This is a genomic window from Pseudomonas sp. Irchel s3h17, assembly GCF_900187505.1.
Taxonomy (GTDB): Bacteria; Pseudomonadota; Gammaproteobacteria; order Pseudomonadales; family Pseudomonadaceae; genus Aquipseudomonas.
The window spans coordinates 227,160-245,496 of sequence record NZ_FYDL01000006.1 but is presented as its reverse complement, the minus strand read 5'-3'; the positions used below and the strand labels follow the sequence as shown (position 1 = coordinate 245,496).

The following is an 18,337-nucleotide window of genomic DNA, read 5'->3' as shown; positions in this document are numbered from 1 at the left end:
CGGTGAGCGATTTTGCGGCTGTTGCACAGCCCAGCGCGAGCAAGCCACGGGGCCTGTGTTCAGCATCCCGCGCCTGACGAGGGCTGCCCTGTGATCAGGACGGTATTTCCCACATTAGACAGGATCAAACCTGCACATTGCCCCAACCCGGTTTCGCCACCTCGGGCGCGACCGCGGTGATGGTCTTGCCAGTGGCCTGCTCCACCCGCCGCGCTACGTCGGGGTCGTCGGCAAAGGGGATCAGGCTGGCATCGTCCAGGCTCTCGGGCGATTGATGCCGCAAGCAGTACTCCACCGACAGATACAGGCACGCCACCGCCGCCAGATTCAGCATCACTTCCATCATGATCAACGTTCCCTTGGGTGAGTGACGCAAGCCGGTGCGGCTTGCGTCGTGGGGCAATCAGGCAATCAGGCGAAACTGCGCTTCGCGCTCGGCCATCGTGGCGTCGGCAACCCGCACGGTGCGCCAGGTGTTGTAGGCCATCAGCAGCATGCCGCCGAGGAAGAACACACCACCGGCAAACCGTACGATGAAGCCCGGGTGGCTGGCCTGCAGCGCTTCGACGAAGGAGTAGGTGAGGGTGCCGTCGTCGTTGATGGCGCGCCACATCAGGCCCTGGGTGATGCCGTTGACCCACATCGAGGCGATGTAGAGCACGGTGCCGATGGTCGCCAGCCAGAAGTGCAGGTTGATCAGTGGCACGCTGTGCATCTGTTCGCGGCCGAAGATCTTCGGGATCATGTGGTAGGTCGCGCCGAACGTGATCATCGCCACCCAACCCAGGGCGCCGGCATGGACGTGGCCGATGGTCCAGTCGGTGTAGTGGGACAACGCGTTGACGGTCTTGATCGCCATCATCGGGCCTTCGAAGGTCGACATGCCGTAGAACGCCAGGGACAGCACCAGGAAACGCAGGATCGGATCGGTGCGCAACTTATGCCAGGCCCCCGAGAGGGTCATCATGCCGTTGATCATCCCGCCCCAACTCGGCGCCAGCAGGATCAGCGACATGGCCATGCCCAGCGACTGGGCCCAGTCCGGCAGTGCGGTGTAGTGCAGGTGGTGGGGGCCGGCCCAGATATACAGGGTGATCAGCGCCCAGAAGTGCACGATCGACAGGCGATACGAGTACACCGGGCGGCCGACTTGCTTCGGCACGAAGTAGTACATCATCCCCAGGAAGCCGGTGGTCAGGAAGAAGCCCACCGCGTTGTGGCCGTACCACCACTGGACCATGGCGTCGGTGGCCCCGGAATACACCGGGTAGGACTTGAACCAGTCCACCGGGATCGACAGGTGGTTGATCACGTGCAGCATGGCGATGACCACGATGAACGCGCCAAAGAACCAGTTGCCGACATAGATGTGTTTGGTCTTGCGCTGCACCACAGTGGTGAAGAACACGATGGCATAGGCCACCCAGACCACGGTCATCCACACCGCGCCGGTGAACTCGATCTCGGCGTATTCCTTGGTGGTGGTGTAGCCCAGCGGCAGGGTGATCAACATGCTGACGATTACCGATTGCCAGCCCCAGAAGGTGAACGCCGCCAGTTTGTCCGAATACAGCCGTACCTGGCAGGTCCGTTGTACCGCGTAGTAGCTGGCGGCAAACTGTGCGCTGCCGGCAAAGCCGAAAATCACCAGGCTGGTGTGTAGCGGCCGCAAGCGGCCGAAGGTGGTCCAGGGCAGGTCGAGGTTCGCCTCCGGCCACACCAGTTGCGAGGCGATCCACACGCCCATCGCCATCCCGATAACACCCCATACCACTGTTGCCACGACGAATTGGCGGACGACCTTGTAGTTATAGGCCTGTCCGATTGTTGCTGTACTCATGGTCATTGCTTCCACGGTTGCAAAGTCATGCCAGGCCACCCGGTCTGGCAGGGTGTGAACTGTAGAAACACCCGGGGAAACAAAACAGGCTCAGAAAAAGCACATTAATACGGATCAGAAATTACCCCTGTCTACGGCAATGGGCTGGGGGCTGATCTGGTTTTTTAGTGGTTAGCTGAATCTGTAACGTCCTGAACTGCTGATCCATAGTCATGCACCCTGAAACGAGCCGTAGAGCCCGACCACCCTGATGAGGTAGCGACATGTATCAGTACGATGACTACGACCGGGCCCTGGTCTTTGAGCGGGTTGCGCAGTTTCGCGATCAGGTCGAACGGTTCATGGCCGGCGCCTTGAGTGAGGAAGAGTTTTTGCCCTTGCGCCTGCAGAACGGCCTGTACCTGCAAAAGCACGCGTACATGCTGCGGGTGGCCATTCCCTATGGCACCCTGAATGCCTGGCAGATGCGCACGCTGGCCAGCATCGCCCGGGATTACGATCGCGGCTATGGCCACTTCACCACCCGACAGAACCTGCAGTTCAACTGGATCGAACTGGCGCAGGTGCCGGACATTCTCCAGCGCCTGGCCGAAGTCGAAATGCATGCGATCCAGACCTCTGGCAATTGCGTGCGTAACATCACCACCGAGGCATTTGCCGGGGTGGCGGCGGATGAGTTGATCGACCCGCGTCCCCTGGCGGAAATCCTGCGGCAGTGGTCGACCATCAACCCCGAGTTCCTGTACCTGCCGCGCAAGTTCAAGATTGCCATCTGCTCGGCCGAGCAGGACCGTGCGGCGATCATGATGCATGACATCGGCCTGTACCTTTACCCGGATGCCGCCGGGCAGATGCTGCTGCGGGTCATCGTCGGCGGTGGCCTGGGGCGCACGCCGATCCTCGGCCTGCAGATCCGTGAAGGCCTGCCCTGGCAGCACCTGCTGTCCTACGTCGAGGCGGTGTTGCGGGTGTACAACCGTCATGGCCGGCGCGACAACAAGTACAAGGCACGGATCAAGATCCTGGTGAAGGCCCTGGGGATCGACGCCTTCGCCAGGGAAGTGGAGCAGGAGTGGCAACACCTCAAGGACGGTCCGGCGCAGTTGACCGAGCTCGAATACCAGCGGGTCGCGAGCGCCTTCGTGCCGCCGAGCTACGAGCGATTGGCGGACACCGACCTGGATTTCGGTACACGGCTGGCCGAAAACCCCGCGTTCGCGCGTTGGGTGGCGCGCAACGTGCAGCCACATAAAGTGCCGGGTTACGCCAGTGTGGTGCTGTCGACCAAGCCCGGCGTGTCTGCGCCTCCGGGTGACGTCACTGACCGGCAGATGGACGCGGTGGCCGACTGGTCCGAGCAGTTCGGCTTCGGTGAAATCCGCATTGCCCACGAGCAGAACATCGTGCTGCCGGACGTGCCCAAGGCACACTTGTACGCCTTGTGGTGCCTGGCCTGCGAGGCCGGGCTGGGGTGCGCGAACATCGGTTTGCTGACCGACATCATTGCCTGCCCCGGCGGTGATTTCTGTGCGTTGGCCAACGCCAAGTCGATCCCGATCGCCCAAGGCATCCAGGCCCGTTTCGACGACCTGGACTACCTGCATGACCTGGGGGATATCAGCCTCAATATCTCCGGCTGCATGAACGCCTGCGGTCACCACCACATCGGCAACATCGGGATTCTCGGGGTCGATAAGAACGGCAGCGAGTGGTACCAGATCACCCTGGGGGGGCGCCCAGGGCAAAAACAGTGCGCTGGGCAAAGTGATCGGCCCGTCGTTCAGCGCGGCTGAAGTGCCCGGGGTGATCGAGCAGATCATCGCGACCTTTGTTCGCTATCGGGAAAGTGAGGAACGGTTTGTCGACACTGTGCAGCGTATCGGGCTGGAGCCATTCAAGGAGCGTATCTACCCCAAGACTCTGGAGGGTGCGGCATGAACAACTTGCTGCACTTGTTGGATGGCGTTGCCCGCAAGGTCGACGATGATCCCTGGACCCTGATCAAGGACATTGATGCGCAACGGCCAGTCGGGCCGTTGATCCTGCCCCTGGCGCTATGGCATGAACACCGTCGCGCCTCGGATGCGGTGTGGTTGGGGCCGGACGACGAAGTGGAAAGCCTCGAGCCCTGGTTGACCCGGTTGCCCATGATCGCGCTGGAGTTTCCCAGCTTTCGCGATGGCCGGGCCTACAGCCAGGCGTACCTGTTACGCACGCGTCTGGGCTGGACGGGGGAGTTGCGGGCGGTTGGCGATGTGCTGCGTGACCAGCTCAGCCATATGCGTCAATGCGGGTTTGATGCGTTCGCCATACGCGAAGACAAGTGTGTCGACGATGCACTCAAAGGCCTGGCGGGCATGAGCGTGCAGTACGGGCGCTCGGTGATCGAGCCACGGCCGTTGTTTCGCCGACGCTGAAGCACCTGTGGGAGGTAGCATCTTGATCACATGGCTTGTGCTCGCCACGGGGCCTGCGTACGACGCGACTTTCCTTGACTGAACACTGCTTCTGTGGCGAGGGAGCTTGCTCCCGCTGGTGCGCGAAGCGCCCCCAACAAGACGATTGCGGGCTTTCAGGTAAAACGCGGTGAGCGATTTTGGGGCTGTTGCACAGCCCAGCGCGAGCAAGCTCGCTCGCCACGGGGCCTGCGTACGACGCGACTGTCCTTGATTAAATGCGGCCTCTGTGGCGAGGGAGCTTGCTCCCGCTGGGGTGCGAAGCGCCCCCAACCAGACGACTGCAGGCTTTCAGACAAAACCCGGTGGCCGATTTTGGGGCTGTTGCACAGCCCTGCGCGAGCAAGCTCGCTCGCCACGGGGACAGGGTTTGGCGCTCACTTGAGCGCCGGATCCTGCGGATTCAACTGCTTCCAGCCTTGCAGCAAGACCTGGGCCTTGGGTTCCTGGCCGTTGTCCAGGTAGTACTGGATCAGCGACAACCGTGCATTGCGGTTGGCCGGTTGCTGTTTGACCAGCTTTTCCAGCAGGGCGCACGCCTCATCGATCTTGCCACCCTCGTACAGGGCCACGGCCAGCACATAGCCGTACTGTGCATTCAGCGGCTCCAGGCGCGCGGCATTGCGCAGGGCCGGCATGGCCTGGGCAGTCTTGCCCGCACGAATCAGTGCCAGGCCTTGCGTGTGCTGGAGCAGTGCGGCATCCGGGTGCTCCTTCAGGCTCGCGGCCAGCAACGTCTGCGCCTCCTCCTTGCGCCCGCGTGATTCCAGCCATTGCACCAGTGTCACCAGGGCCGGGAAAAAGTCCGGATCGCGCTGCAGGGCCGCCCGCAGCTGCGGTTCGACCTCGGCACTGCGTCCGCTGGCCTGGTAGAGCATCGCCAGGTTGAGGTTGGCTTCGGCGCGTTCGGCCAGGCTCGATTGCACCTGCTCGTACTCATCGATGGCGGCCTTCCATTGCGCCTGAGCGACACCCAGTGTGTTGGCCACGCTCAGCAAATCCCGGGCGGCGGCAATGCGGATGGCCTTGACCGGATCGCCCAGCAACGGCGTGAACAACGTCACGCGTTCGGCGGGGGGAAGGAAGGCGCTGACCGCGTGAATGGCGCTCTCGCGAACCTGCGGATCGTGGTTGCCCAGGTCCTTGCTTGCCAGCTTCAACGCCTGCTCGCTCGGATACAGCGCCAGTTCCGCCAGCAAGGTTGCCCGTTGAATGGCGGGCAGGTTACTGCGCTGCAACTGCTCGTACAGTGCTTGCGCGGCACCGGGCTGGCCGGTACGCACCTGCCACAGGCTTTCGTCATAGCGTGGGGCCTGGGCCACGGGGTTGGCATTCCATAGCTTGAACTGCTCGGTAACCTTGTCGCCGGCCTTGCCCTGGTGGCACGTCAGGCAGGCGTCGGGCGTGCCCAACTGCTTGGCGCGTACAGGGTTGGGCAGGCTGAAGCTGTGGTCATGCCGAAAGTCATTGCCCATATAGAACTTGCCAGGCATGTGGCAATCCACGCACTGGGATCCCGGTTGGCCGGCGACATGCCGATGGTGCTCAGGCGAGTCGTAGTTTTTGGCTTGCAGGCCTTTGCCGTCGACCCCGGCGACCGTGGTCTTGCCCGCGGTGTTGTGGCACTGCAGGCAGACGCCGTTGCCCTGGGCCTTGAGTTCGGTGCTATGGGGGTTGTGGCAATTGCTGCAACGCACGCCCTTGTCGGCCATCTTGCTTTGCAGGAATGAGCCGTGCTCGAACACTTCATCCTTGATCTTGCCGTCCAGCGCGTACAGCTCGCGGGTCAGTACGCTGGGCAGGTAGTCATCCATCAAGCGCTTGCCGACGGTGTAGCCGTCGCCCAAGGGGGCGCGACGGGCATGGCAACGGGCGCAGGTTTCGATCTCGGTGGTGGCGTTCTTGTCCTTGAGGTCCACGGCAAAGCCTGCATGGATCAGGTCACCTTTCTTGCCGGCCCATTCAAGGTGATTCGACGCCGGGCCGTGGCACGCCTGGCAACCCACCCCCAGGCTGTTCCACTGGCTGGCGAAGGTGTTACTGGCCGCATTGAAGTTACGCTTGTAGCCGGTGGTGTGGCATTCCACGCACATGAAGTTGGCGTTCTGGTTCGGCTTGCTCCAGTGCAGCGGGTTCTTGAAGTTCACACCCTGGCCCGGGTAGAGGTGAAACCAGCGGTTTTTCTCGGTATCCCAGGCCACGCCCAAGGCTTGCAGGCGACCTTCGCCGACCTCGATCAGGTACTGCTGCAGCGGCGCGACGCCGAAGGTGTAGGCCACCTTGAAGTCGGCGTTGCGGCCGTCGGCCCCGGGGGTGTTGACCCAGAAACCGTCGTCCTTGCGAAAGAACCGCGTGGTCTCTTTTTCACCCTTGAACGTGCTGTTGTCGAAGTTGGCCAGAACGGTCCCGGCATCGGCCACCTGCATCGCCAGTTGGTGGTGGGAGCCTTGCCAGTCCTTGACCTGTTCACTGTGGCAACCCTGGCATTGCTGTTCGTCGACCAGGGTGGCCGGCGGAGCAGGGGCGGGAGGCGTCTTCACTGCAGGGGCACTGGCGACGCTGGGCGCCACATAGGGCGTCGGTGTCGACTGGCCGGCCAGCAGAAACCAGCCGAGCCCGGCCATGACCAGCAACAGCGCGGCGGCGGTCACCGGGAACAGGTAACGGGAAGTCAGGGTCGGGGGCGAATCAGGGGCTGGGTTTAGCGCTTTATTTTTATGGGTGGGCATTACGACTTCCGTGGTCCAGATGCGTTGGCCATACCGGCGCGCTTTTTTAGCTGGGTGCAGCTTTGCCCCACGGCGCTCGTCTGTCAAATGACGGTTGTGATGGCGCTTGCAGCCTTGGGTGAATTTTCTGAGTCCGGTTCTGCAAATGATTTAACTTTTGCCTGTACCTGTTAGTCCATTTCGCTTTACCGTTGTCGTCCCTATAACAGGAGTTACAGTATGAAGCTTGCCCTCATGATGAGCACACTGTGCATCGCCTCCCTGGGAATGGTGGGGTGTTCGAGCACCATTACCAAGCCCGAGGATTATTCCGGCTTTCTCAAGGACTACAGTCAGCTCAAGGAGGCCAAGTCGCCTTCGGGTGTGGACGTGATGCGCTGGGTCGACCCTAAGCTCGACATCACTAAATACTCCAGCATTTACATTGAACCCACCCAGTTCTACCCGCAGCCGAAGCCGACGGAAAAAATCCCGCAGAGCACGCTGTCGGGTATCACCGGTTACTACGACCAGGCGCTGAAGCGCGAACTGGCCAAGTCCCTGCCGTTGGCCGACGCGCCAGGTCCGGGCGTGGTCGTGGTGCGTGCGGCCATTACCGGCGTCAGTAGCAGCACCGAAGGCCTGAAGCCCTACGAAATCATTCCGATTGCCCTGGTGGCGGCCGCCGTCAGCACCGCGACCGGTATCCGCGATCAGGAAACCGACCTGGCCACCGAAGCCGTGTTCCTCGATGGCGGCAGCAACAAGGTCATCGCCGAAGTCGTGCGCAAGGGCACCGGCAAGTCCCTGGAAAATGATTCGCAAGTCATGACGGCCAACGATGTGAAAAACGTCATGGACGGTTGGGCCCATGACCTGAACCAGTCTTACGTGAAGCTCAAGGTCCAGTAAACGCTTCGCGGGCAAGCCCGCTCCCACATTGTCCACGTCTGCAGTAAAGCCGCTCATTCAAGGGTGAATACTGCCCTCGTGGCGAGCGAGCTTGCCACGGGTCCGGTATCCCGGGTTTTGCGATGACCGTCGACATCCTCGCTTCGCAGTACGCATTCCACTTCAGCGTGAACGCGGCCTCTGTGGCGAGGGAGCTTGCTCCCGCTGGGCTGCGCAGCGGCCCTGAGAAGGCGATTGCGGTCTGTCAGAAAGACCTTGGTGACCGGTTTTTGGGCTGCTGCACAGCCCAGCGCGAGCAAGCTCGCTCGCCACGGAGCAGGTGTCCGGCATCCCTTCACTCCCCGACAAACCACCGGTAGTACGGGTTGGCACCATCCCCTCGCATCACCTCACGAATATCCCTGGCCCAGGCCTCGCGGTCGCCGTCGTAGGCGTGCAGGCTGGCGCGATAGAACTGCATCAGGCGTTGTTGATGGGTATTCATTCGCTCGGTAAACGCGGCATCGGCATGAAGCAGCGGCGGCGGCTGATGCAGCGCCAGCAGGGCCGGCAACACGCGGGTGATTTCCCTGGCGCGGACCCACGGGGCGTATTCGATACGCGGCTGGTCGTCGGTGACAGGCAGGGCCTGGCCGGCAAACTGCGCCAAGCCCTCACGGTCGGTGACCCAGGTGGCCAACAACGCTGGCGCCGAACTCACGCCGACATCCTGCAAAGTGCTGCGCACGCTCTCTTGGGCAAAACGCTCACTGATGCGCGCGGCGTCCAGTTCGATCGGTTCCAGAGAACCCACCAGCAGCATTTCGTGGAACTCGCTGGTCCACACGTTGGCATGGGGAAACACGTCGAGGAAGCTACGCACCAGCGCGCGTGAGTCGTCGATATTCTGGGTGGGCAGCGGTAGCCATTGGGCGACCAGGCCGTTTTTTTCCAGGCGCCTGGCAGCCAGTTCGTAGAAGTCGCGCGAATACAGGTTGACCACGCCAGCGGCCGAGGGTGGCGGTGGTTCAAGGGTGATCAGGTCGTATCGTTGTTCGCTGCGCAGCAATGCCTGGCGACCATCGCGCAGGCGTACCTCCAGTGCAGGGTCGGTGGCGGCATTGAAGTTGCCTTTGAACAAGGGCGCGGCCTGGATCACCGAGGGCAGCAGTTCGGCGACCACGCGATGCTCCAGCCCCGGATAACGCAGCAGCGCGCCGGCGGTGATGCCGGTGCCGAAGCCAATCACCAGGGCCGAACGCGGTTCGCCGTTGTGGATCAGCAGCGGCAGCAGGGCCTGGATACGCATATAACGCAGCGAGGGCATGGCATCGCCAGTGTTCGACACGCCCTGAATGTACAAGCGCTGGAATGTGCGCTCACGCTGTCCCTGGGTGACCACCGCCACTGTGCCGCCGCGACCTTCTTGATAAAACGCCAGCTCGCCATTGCGCGCGCCGGGCAGCAGGCTGGCGAGCTTGTCGACCGGGGTCAGCCACGCTACGGCCAAGGACAACAGGCCCAGGGCGATCACGCCCTGGCGCGTGCCTTTCTTCACGGCGTGGCCCCGGCTGACGGCGACGTAACCGACGGCGGCGGCGACGATTGCCAACAGCCCCAGGGTGCGTACCAGGCCGAGCAAGGGAATCAACAGGAAACCGCAGAGCATCACACCGATAATGCCGCCCAGGGTGTTGAAGGCCACGACGGCACCGACGTCCTGGCCGACACGATCACGGCCCACGCTCAGGCGCAATGCCAAGGGGAAGGCGGCCCCCAGCAGCAAGGTTGGAACAAACACAATGCTCAGGGCCGCGACGGCAAAGCGTACGCTCATGGCGCCCAGTTCACTGGCGCCGAGGGCCAGCGCGGCGGCTTCACCCTGGGTTTGCAGGTAGATCAACCAGCGACCGAGCAGCGCCACTTCGAGAAAGGCCAGCAGGCCGGCACCGGCAATCAACCCGCCGAACAGCCCCCATGGATCGCGGACCCGGTCAACGCGCCGGGCCATCCATACGCTGCCCAGAAACAGGCCACACAAGTAGGTCGCCAGCACAACGGTGAACGCGTAGGTGCGCGTACTCATGAACTGCACGATCGATTGCGACCAGACCACCTCATAGCCCAGCGCGACACCGCCGGCGATCGCGTACAGCCACAAGGCCAGGCGTGCGGGGGCGGCGTGTTGCGTGACGTCAACGGGTGTCTCGACGGGCGTCAGTGGCTGGCGCTGGAACCACAACAGGGCCCCGGCGGCGGCCAGCAGGTTGAGCATGGCGGCGGCGATGGCACTGCCACGCACGCCAAGGGTGGCAATCAGTACGAAGCCGGTGAGCAAGGTCCCGGCGATGGCGCCTGCGGTGTTCGCCGCGTACAGATGGCCGCCAGCCTGGCCCAGGTGCCGGGGATCGGCCGCCAGGGCGCGCACCAGCACCGGCAAGGTCCCGCCCATCAACACCGCCGGAATGCCGACCAGGGCAAACGGCAACACCCAGGCCACCACACCGATATGCTGCTCCAGCCAGGCAAACGGGCTGGCCGCCAGGCTCATGCCCAGCGTGGCCCCGACACCCAGCAGCGCCACCAGCACTTCCAGCCCGGCGTAGAGCAGGACCGGGCGCTGCACGCGGTCGGCCAGGCGCCCGAACAGCCAGCCCCCCAGGGCCAACCCGGCGAAAAACGCGCTGATGCCAGTGGTGATGGCATACACCTCGACGCCAACCACCAACGACAGCTGCTTGATCCACAGCACTTGATACACCAGCGCCGCGGCCCCGGAGACACACAGCAGCAGGGCGGGGATCAGCAGCGCCGGGGCGCTGGCGTGAGGGGCGGGTATGGCCGACGACTTGCTGGCGACACGTGAGGACGATGCGGCTGCACAGCGCCTCGACGCGCTTGCGGCTGCGCAGCGGGGCGACGCTGTCGATACGCTGGTCGTTGAACACCAGGCCACTGACCCGGTCGCCGGCATTGAACACCATCCAGGCGGCCAGGGCGCCAAGTTCGGCGGCAAGTGCTGACTTGAAGCTGCGCTGGGAGCCAAAGAACATCGACATGCGCTGGTCCACCAGAATCAACGCCGGGCGGTCCCGTTCCTCGGTATAGGTGCGGACCACCGGTTTGCCGGTGCGCAGGGACGCACGCCAGTCCAGGTGACGCAAATCATCGCCCGGCTGGTAGCGGCGCAGCTCATCGAAATTCAAGCCGCGCCCGCGCAACCGCGAAGCGTGATTGCCGGCCAGGATGCTGCCCCGTGGGTGGCGGGCGAGAAAACTCAGGTCATGGGCCTTGAACGCCAGCGCCATCAATTGCGCCAGCGACACATACACCAGGCCGTCCATTTCCTGAGTATCCATCGCTCAACCCTCAGGCCGGGATTGCGACGTTGTCGAGCAGGCGGTCGAGTACCTGGTCGGCGGTGACGCCGTCGGCCACCGCGTCGTAGCTCAATTGCAGGCGATGGCGCAACACCGGATGCACCACGGCCCGGACGTTGTCCGGCGTGACGAAGTCTTGCCCTTGCAGCCAGGCGTCGGCCCGGGCACAGCGGTCCAGGCCGATTCCGCCCCGGGGGCTGGCGCCGATGGCAATCCAGCGGCCGAGGTCGGCATCGTAGTCGGCGGGATGGCGGGTGGCGTTGATCAGGTCGATCAGGTAGCGGTCGATGGCCGGTGACACACTGACGGCGCTGACTTCGCGGCGTGCGGCAAAGATCACCTCCTGGCTCAGGGCAAAGCCTTGCACCGCAGCGGTCCTGGCGCCCAGGGCCTGTTCTTCTTCGCGCAACAGGCGCAGCACCTGGCTTTCGTTGTCTGTGCTCGGGTAATCGAGCAGTACCTTCATCAGGAAGCGGTCCATCTGGGCTTCCGGCAACGGGTAGGTGCCTTCCTGCTCGATGGGGTTCTGGGTCGCGACCACGATGAACAGCTCCGGCAACCCATGGCTGTTGCCGGCGACGGTGATCTGCCGCTCTTCCATGGCTTCCAGCAAAGCGGCCTGGACCTTGGCCGGGGCGCGGTTGATTTCGTCGGCGAGGATCAGGTTGCCGAACAACGGGCCAGGCTGGAACTGGATCTGATTCTGTCCGTCGACCTGATGCAGCACTTCGGCGCCGGTGATGTCCGACGGCAGCAGGTCCGGGGTGAACTGGATCCGGCTCATCTTCGCGTCCAGGTGCTTGGCCAGCGCTTTCACGGTGCGGGTCTTGGCCAGACCCGGCAGGCTTTCGAGCAGCAGGTGCCCGTTGGCCAGCAGGCCGATCATGATCTGGCGAATGACCTGGTCCTGGCCAAGTACCGCCTCGGCAATACTGGCTTGCAGGGCGTTGATGTCAGTGAGCGCGGTCATTGGAGCGGTCCTTTGCGTGGTCGGGTTAAAACACGAACGTCGGATTCACCGGGATCAACCATAGGCGCAAGTCCCGGCGCCTGCTAACAAGATCATCCGCGTGAATGTGCGGATTACCAGGCGTACTGCAAGCGCAGGGTCCAGGTGTTCACGTCGGGCGAGCCGGTGCGTTCGGCAACGGTGTCGGTGTAGGCGATCAGGCCACCGAACTGCGGCGAGAGCATGAAGCCCATGCTGGCGCCCAGCAGGCCGTTTTCCTGTTTGTTGTCCTGCCAGTCGCCATTGATCCGGGTTTCGCCGCCCCGGCTGTAAGTGGCGTCCAGCGAAGCCCAGAGGGCGCGGTTGAAGGTGTAGCTGTAGTGACCTTCGACGGCGTACAAGGCTTTTTGCTCAAGGGTGCCGTCGCCTTGGTAGTCGTCGTTGTCAGTGAACATCGACACATAACCGTTGATCTCCAGCCAGGTCGGGCCAAGGGGAGTGCCGAAGGCGATTTCCGGCTTGAAGGCCCAGCGGTTGGAACCGATGTTGATGACCCGGTCCTTGTCGTAGTCGCCGGTCGGCGCGGTGACCCACAGGGCGCCGGTGACGAAGGTTTCCGGGGTCCAGTTGGCGAACTCTTCCTGGGTCAGGGCCGGGCCGCCAAACAGGTTGTGTACCAGGACGAACTGGGTATCGGCCATGCCGCCGTTGTGCTTGGTGCCCTTGAAGAACTCGGCGTTGTCGAAGGAGGCCGAAATGTCCGCGTAGGGCTGCAGGATCTGGATCGCGCTGTTGCGCCCGTCCACGGAGAACGAGCGGGCGAAACGGGCGATGTACAGGTCCGCGTTGACCGACAGGCCGTCGATCGGCAGCGCGGTGTCGATCGGGGTGTTGGAATCGATCCGGTTGTAGTAGCCAAATACCATGTTCAGGTCGGTTGGCAGGTTCTGCCAGTCCCGGGCGTTGTCGGCGAAACCGAGCAGTGGCGTCAGCGTCAGTGTGGCGGCGGCGACGCGCCCCAGTGTTGTCGATGAACCCATGGTGTTGCTCCTTGCATTATATGGTTCGGCTGGGCCGCGATGATCAGTTGATAGGGGTCAGCGCTGGCAGCTTCCACTGGCCGTTGGCGACTTCAGGCTTGGGCAGGTACAGGCGCAAGATGGCGAAGAACGGGCCGTGGGGCGCCGGCAGCCAGTTGCTGCGTTGATCCTTGAGCGGCTCGGAATGCTGCAGATAGAGCGTCACGCCGCCATCGGCATCGCGCTTGAGCGTGGGCAGCATGCGCGAGTTGATCAGGTAGCGTTTGGAGTGGTTGGCCACCAGCAGCTTGGTCTTGGCGTCGTACAGGGTCAGTGACCAGAAGGCGTCGGCCGGTGGCAGCTGGTCCTTGGCAAAATGCAGGGTGTAGCTGTGCTTCGCGCCATTCACCGGCTTGCCGGCGTTATCGACGAAGTACCCCATGTAGGCGGCTTCATCGGCGGAGTTGCCAAAGATCCCCATGTTGGCGCCAGCGTAGCGGTACAGGTAGTTGTTGTTCAGGTGATCGCGGGTGCCGAAAAAATCGCCACTGGTGACCTGATGGGTATCCACCTGGTCTTTCTTGAAGGCGGCGAACTCGGCCTTGGCATCGCTGATGCCGTCTTCCAGCGCCTTGCGTTGTTCGGCGGTGAGGGCCTTGAGGTCGAACGGCTGGCCGGCAACGATGCCGATGGTGGCGAAACGCGCCAGCAGGTCTTTCTCGGAGTCCTGTGCCGGGGCAAAGGCGAGCATGAAGTTCAGGTAGCGGAACAGTTCCGGGCTGTCGGTCATGCTGGCGGTCGGTTTCGGCCAGCTGATCTTCGCCGGGGTGGCCGGTGCCGGTTGCTTGAGGTACTGGCTCAGGGTCTGGACCTTGTAGCTGCCCTGGATTTTCCTGACCTTTTCCAGGTCCTTTTCATCGAACAGCTGTGTGCGGTACAGCGCATAGGCGATGTTGCTCTCGCTGCGTACCACGCGGTCGATATCGACTGGCTGCTGACCTTTCCAGTCCGGGCCGACGACCATGAAGTGACCGCCACGGTTGCCGGTGCTGCGGGTGCCCAGGTAGGCGAAGTTCTGGGTGTAGAGGTCGATCAGCTGGACCGAGTAGTAACGCTCCTCGGCGATCTCTGGCAGGGTCAGGACCAGCGGTTCGGCGCGCAGGTCCATCCACACGAACGAGTAGGGGGTATCCGAGTTAGGCGTGATGATCGCCGTGTCCTTGGGGGTGAACACCCGGGCGGTATTGCCGATGCGGTTGAACGGTGCCTTGAAGTTCGGCCCGCCCTTGTCCACGGCCTGTGCGTATAACGTTTTGTACATCTCCACCACCGGGAAGCCATACAGATAGGCCTCCTTGGCAATGCCCCGTGCTTGCTCCGGGCTGGCGCTGAAGTCGGCCCAGGCGCCAGGGCTCAGTAGCAGGGCCAGGCCCGCGAGTAAAAGGCGGGTCGGTTTTACAAGCGTCATTGCACAGTCCTATGGCTAAGCACGTTGCGGATGTTATTTGCCAAACGTGACGTTGATACCGGCGAACAGGGTGAACTGCGGCAGGCCGTCGCCCTTGCGCGCGACCGTCCACTGCGGTTCGAGGAAGGCATTGAGGATATTGCTGCCGGACTTCCACGCCTTGCCCCCACCGAAACCGATGGGGATGTAATGGGTGTCGTTCTTCAAGTCGAAGGTCCAGATGCCGGTCGAACGCAAGTACCAGCCCTTGGGCAGGTTATGCATGAAGAATGGCTGCAGGGTCGCGGTTTCAACGTGCTCCCGGTCGTGATCGCCGGCGAACGAGCTCTGGTACTGCACCAGCGCGCCGAGCAGGCCGCGTGGCGAGGCGTCGATGGCCACGGCGGCCAGGCCGGCCTGCCATTTGCCGGTCCCCAGCTCGTCCTGTTCCGCGGTGGGCGCGGTGAGTTGCGGGCCGATACCCAGTTGTACGCCTTCGGTCTTGAGCAGGAAGATATCGAACAGGTTCAGGTCGCCCATGCCCGTGCTGTAGTCGTTGTGCGGATCGGGTCGGGTGCTGATCGGCAGGGTGACGCGCAACAACTGGGGGACAGGGATGACGTCGTTGGCGGCCATCGGCAGGGCGCCCCGCAACAAGGCGTCATTGGTATGGACGTTGGTGTCGTACAGGCTGGGAGTGTAGTAATCCTGGAGGTTGAGGCCGGGGGCCAGGCTCAACGGGTTGTTACTCTTGTTCGCGGTCTCGGCGTTATCCGCCAACGCGCCAGCGGCAGGCAGCAGTGTGGTGGCCAGCAGCAGGACCTTGCGTGACATTCCCTTTGACATCGTTCCCTCGTATCCCTGGTGGCTCGATCATCGCTTCAGTGCTTGATGGTCGATTGCTTTGTAGTACTTATTCTGGAGAGCCTTAGGACGCAACGGGTTACGTTAGCATTAAACACGGTAACGACCGCTCGTCGTCATTGAATATTTCAATATGTGTACCGGTTCACCTAAATTTTTCCAACGAAATTTATTTGAATCATTGGGTTAGGTGTTGAAGTTGCGGTAATGTCTTAATGGTTGGGGCGGGGACTTGGGCGCCCGGGAGAAGCACCCCTTTGGGTGATATCGACCTCAGAGCCTGAAGAACACCGCTGGGACCGCTCTCGATTGTGGTACGAGATGTTTGGCTTGAGTCTGGTCGACTGCGTTGCTGCGATTCAGGTGGCAGTGGATGGTGAAAAACGCAGGATCTTTAAGGTCACGTATTGCAACATGGTTAGGCGGTTAGGTTGCTGCCGCTTCGACCTGCGTCGTGGAATGTTATGGCACATAAGCAACCACGTACAGCTAGGTTCTGAATGATTACGACCCACGTCGTAACTTCCTAGGTAAATACTGATGGTCATTTGTTATGCGCCACGCGTCGGTCAACTCATCGACGTTTGAAAGCACTTCCTCAAAGCTGTGCATGGTTTTATCGGAATAGAGGCTGAGTTGTCCGGTCGGTGCCGGTCGTGCGGTGAGTTCCTTTGCACGATCAACTGACGCAATGAGTGTTTTGCTCTTCTCGGCATAGCTCTTTCTACCATTGCTCAAGTGCATTTCTCTGGTGAAAGCTGCTTTGTTTTGTTCGAGGCTCTTTTGATATGTCGAGAGTGTCACGTGACGATGGGTCGTTTGGCTGTTTCCCATGCTTGACGTCGGTTTCGGGGGTAAAGTCGGTGGTGGTGTGGAGGGGCGGGTTTCGGCAGTTTCTTTTGCTATAGAGACTATAGAATCACGGCTCACAGACGAAGTTCTGGATAGCGTGCTTTCCGATCGATTAAGCAGCTGCATCTGACTTTGAGAGCGTGCCATCAGGCTGCCTCTTGGCTCAATACCAAGTTTCGCGAGCCATTTGGCAATAAAACCGGGACCGTGCCCATCTCGATCATCAAGATTGACGGGGTCTGCAAAACAGTAGGCATAAGCGTTCAAGCCTCCCTTGCCAAACGGACTCCAACTGTCTGGACAGTTAAACCGCATCAACACCGGATTAAACGCCCGATAACCATTGCCCAGCACATAGTGTCCGGTTACCGGATCCCGCCGTTCACCATGGAACCCCAGCACGCTCAGCAATCCGCTGTCGGCGGGGTGATGACCATAGGGTGAGTAAGCGATGGGGTGACGTGCACCGGCACTGAGTGCATGCAGCACCGAACGTTGCTGATCGGTGGCCAGTAATGTGGCCTCCATGTGCTCCCCGTTGCGCTGCTGTTGCGCCAGCAACTGGTCGTCGTGCTGAACAATCGTGTGCCGCAGCAGCCCTTGGATTTCCGTGGCCAGTCGGGTCTTGCAGTAGAAACGTTGTAACGGAGACTGCCCGGACGGTGAGGTGCCGACGAGCCGGTCCAACGGGTCGTAACGGTAGTGGCAGAGTACGAAGGCACGGTCTGAATGCATGGCGCAAAATCCTCGATGCTCATGATCACGGGCCTTCAGGTTCGGCGTCGTCGCCAGGGTTGTCTACTGGCAGAACTGCTAGGGCGCGGGCTGGGAGGCAGAGGCGATCTGACCATTACTGATGGCGTACGGAGACATTCAGCGCTGTAGGCGTAGACTTAGATGCATAGGCAGTCGTCGCATATTGGGGTTGAAGAGCAGGCACTATTGTAGCTCTATGGCCTACTGGCGATAGGTCTATAGCTCTATAGCTTACTACTGGCGATAGGGTTATAGAGTCATAGCCTACTACTGGCGATAGGGCTATAGTTCTATAGCCTACTACTGCTTGTTGGGTTGTAGCTCTATGGCCTACTACTGCCTGTTGGATTCTGTTCGGTGGTATAAACTCATTGGGGCCCGAGACTGGCGTTTGATAGTTGGAAGATGTCATTGCTCTAGGTTCGGTGGAGGGGGCGGGTATATTTTTTGTGACAATAATTTTTTTTGAAATTGCAAGTGAGCCTGAACTCCTGGCGCCGGCTACTTGTAGTACCGCTGCGGATGATGGGTTCCTGCGCATGAACAAGGGCAAGGGCAGTGCCATGTGCCCTGTTGGATCCTGTCTATGAGGGTTTCCCATACAGTATGCATACGCATTCAGCCCACCCATCCCGAACGGACTCCAACTGTCTGGGCTATTAAATCGCATCAACACCGGATTAAACGCCCGATAACCATTGCCCAGCACATAGTGCCCGGTTACCGGATCCCGCCGTTCACCATGGAACCCCAGCACGCTCAGCAATCCGCTGTCGGCGGGGTGATGACCATAGGGTGAGTAAGCGATGGGATGACGTCCACCGGGGCTGGATGCATGCAGCACCGAACGTTGCAGATCGGTGGCCAGTAATGTGGCCTCCACGTGCTCCCCGTTGCGCTGCTGTTGCGCCAGCAACTGGTCGTCGTGCTGAACAATCGTGTGCCGCAGCAGCCCTTGGATTTCCGTGGCCAGTCGGGCCTTGCAGTAAAAACGTTGTAACGGTGACTGCCCGGACGGTGAGGTGCCGACAATCCGGTCCAACGGGTCGTAACGGTAGTGGCAGAGTACGAAGGCACGGTCTGAATGCATGGCGCAAAATCCTCGATGCTCATGATCACGGGCCTTCAGGTTCGGCGTCGTCGCCAGGGTTGTCTACTGGCAGAACTGCTAGGGT

12 protein-coding genes and 2 pseudogenes are annotated in these 18,337 nt (G+C 61.6%); 3 read left to right on the top strand and 11 right to left on the bottom strand.

Features of this window, described 5'->3' with window-relative positions:
- Positions 1 to 124: 124 nt before the first annotated feature.
- Positions 125 to 346, bottom strand: coding sequence for a CcoQ/FixQ family Cbb3-type cytochrome c oxidase assembly chaperone (locus CKW25_RS10740; RefSeq protein WP_095079152.1), 222 nt, complete (start codon positions 344 to 346; stop codon positions 125 to 127).
- 57 nt (positions 347 to 403) lie between these two features.
- Complete coding sequence (gene ccoN, locus CKW25_RS10735; RefSeq protein WP_095079151.1) at positions 404 to 1,840, bottom strand: cytochrome-c oxidase, cbb3-type subunit I; 1,437 nt, start codon at positions 1,838 to 1,840, stop codon at positions 404 to 406.
- Between the two features lie 263 nt (positions 1,841 to 2,103).
- Between ccoN and CKW25_RS10725 the strand changes: the two are divergent.
- Together CKW25_RS10725 and CKW25_RS10720 are read left to right on the top strand one after the other, a co-directional pair.
- A pseudogene (locus CKW25_RS10725) lies at positions 2,104 to 3,778 on the top strand (nitrite/sulfite reductase).
- On the top strand, positions 3,775 to 4,257 hold the full coding sequence (locus CKW25_RS10720) for a DUF934 domain-containing protein (RefSeq protein ID WP_095079150.1): 483 nt from the start codon (positions 3,775 to 3,777) through the stop codon (positions 4,255 to 4,257). The pseudogene CKW25_RS10725 and the gene CKW25_RS10720 overlap by 4 nt, the downstream one beginning before the upstream one ends.
- A gap of 416 nt (positions 4,258 to 4,673) precedes the next feature.
- Here the strand turns inward: CKW25_RS10720 and CKW25_RS10715 are convergent, their stop codons facing one another.
- On the bottom strand, positions 4,674 to 7,025 hold the full coding sequence (locus CKW25_RS10715; protein ID WP_095079149.1) for a tetratricopeptide repeat protein: 2,352 nt from the start codon (positions 7,023 to 7,025) through the stop codon (positions 4,674 to 4,676).
- 219 nt (positions 7,026 to 7,244) lie between these two features.
- On the opposite strand from CKW25_RS10715, the gene CKW25_RS10710 reads away from it, so the two are divergent.
- Positions 7,245 to 7,916, top strand: coding sequence for a DUF3313 domain-containing protein (locus tag CKW25_RS10710; RefSeq protein ID WP_095079148.1), 672 nt, complete (start codon positions 7,245 to 7,247; stop codon positions 7,914 to 7,916).
- Positions 7,917 to 8,250: 334 nt separating this feature from the next.
- Here CKW25_RS10710 and CKW25_RS10705 read toward each other — a convergent pair whose 3' ends face one another.
- From CKW25_RS10705 to CKW25_RS27390, 8 genes and pseudogenes are all read right to left on the bottom strand, one after another.
- Positions 8,251 to 10,734 (bottom strand): fused MFS/spermidine synthase, encoded by a 2,484-nt coding sequence (locus tag CKW25_RS10705; RefSeq protein WP_095079241.1) that lies wholly within the window; start codon positions 10,732 to 10,734, stop codon positions 8,251 to 8,253.
- Between the two features lie 31 nt (positions 10,735 to 10,765).
- A pseudogene (locus CKW25_RS10700) lies at positions 10,766 to 11,254 on the bottom strand (DUF58 domain-containing protein); the annotation flags it as partial.
- 10 nt (positions 11,255 to 11,264) lie between these two features.
- Positions 11,265 to 12,245: a MoxR family ATPase gene (locus tag CKW25_RS10695; protein ID WP_095079147.1), complete on the bottom strand. Its 981-nt coding sequence runs from the start codon at positions 12,243 to 12,245 to the stop codon at positions 11,265 to 11,267.
- A 113-nt stretch (positions 12,246 to 12,358) separates the two neighbouring features.
- A complete protein-coding gene (locus tag CKW25_RS10690; protein ID WP_095079146.1) occupies positions 12,359 to 13,264 on the bottom strand; it encodes a transporter in 906 nt (301 codons plus the stop codon).
- Positions 13,265 to 13,307: 43 nt separating this feature from the next.
- On the bottom strand, positions 13,308 to 14,711 hold the full coding sequence (locus tag CKW25_RS10685) for a DUF1254 domain-containing protein (RefSeq protein ID WP_095079145.1): 1,404 nt from the start codon (positions 14,709 to 14,711) through the stop codon (positions 13,308 to 13,310).
- A gap of 33 nt (positions 14,712 to 14,744) precedes the next feature.
- Positions 14,745 to 15,524 (bottom strand): hypothetical protein, encoded by a 780-nt coding sequence (locus CKW25_RS10680; protein ID WP_095079144.1) that lies wholly within the window; start codon positions 15,522 to 15,524, stop codon positions 14,745 to 14,747.
- Positions 15,525 to 16,058: 534 nt separating this feature from the next.
- Positions 16,059 to 17,141, bottom strand: a complete 1,083-nt coding sequence (locus tag CKW25_RS26810; protein ID WP_095079143.1) for an RHS repeat-associated core domain-containing protein — start codon at positions 17,139 to 17,141, stop codon at positions 16,059 to 16,061.
- A gap of 115 nt (positions 17,142 to 17,256) precedes the next feature.
- A complete protein-coding gene (locus tag CKW25_RS27390) occupies positions 17,257 to 18,252 on the bottom strand; it encodes an RHS repeat-associated core domain-containing protein (RefSeq protein WP_095079142.1) in 996 nt (331 codons plus the stop codon).
- Between the last annotated feature and the right edge of the window lie 85 nt (positions 18,253 to 18,337).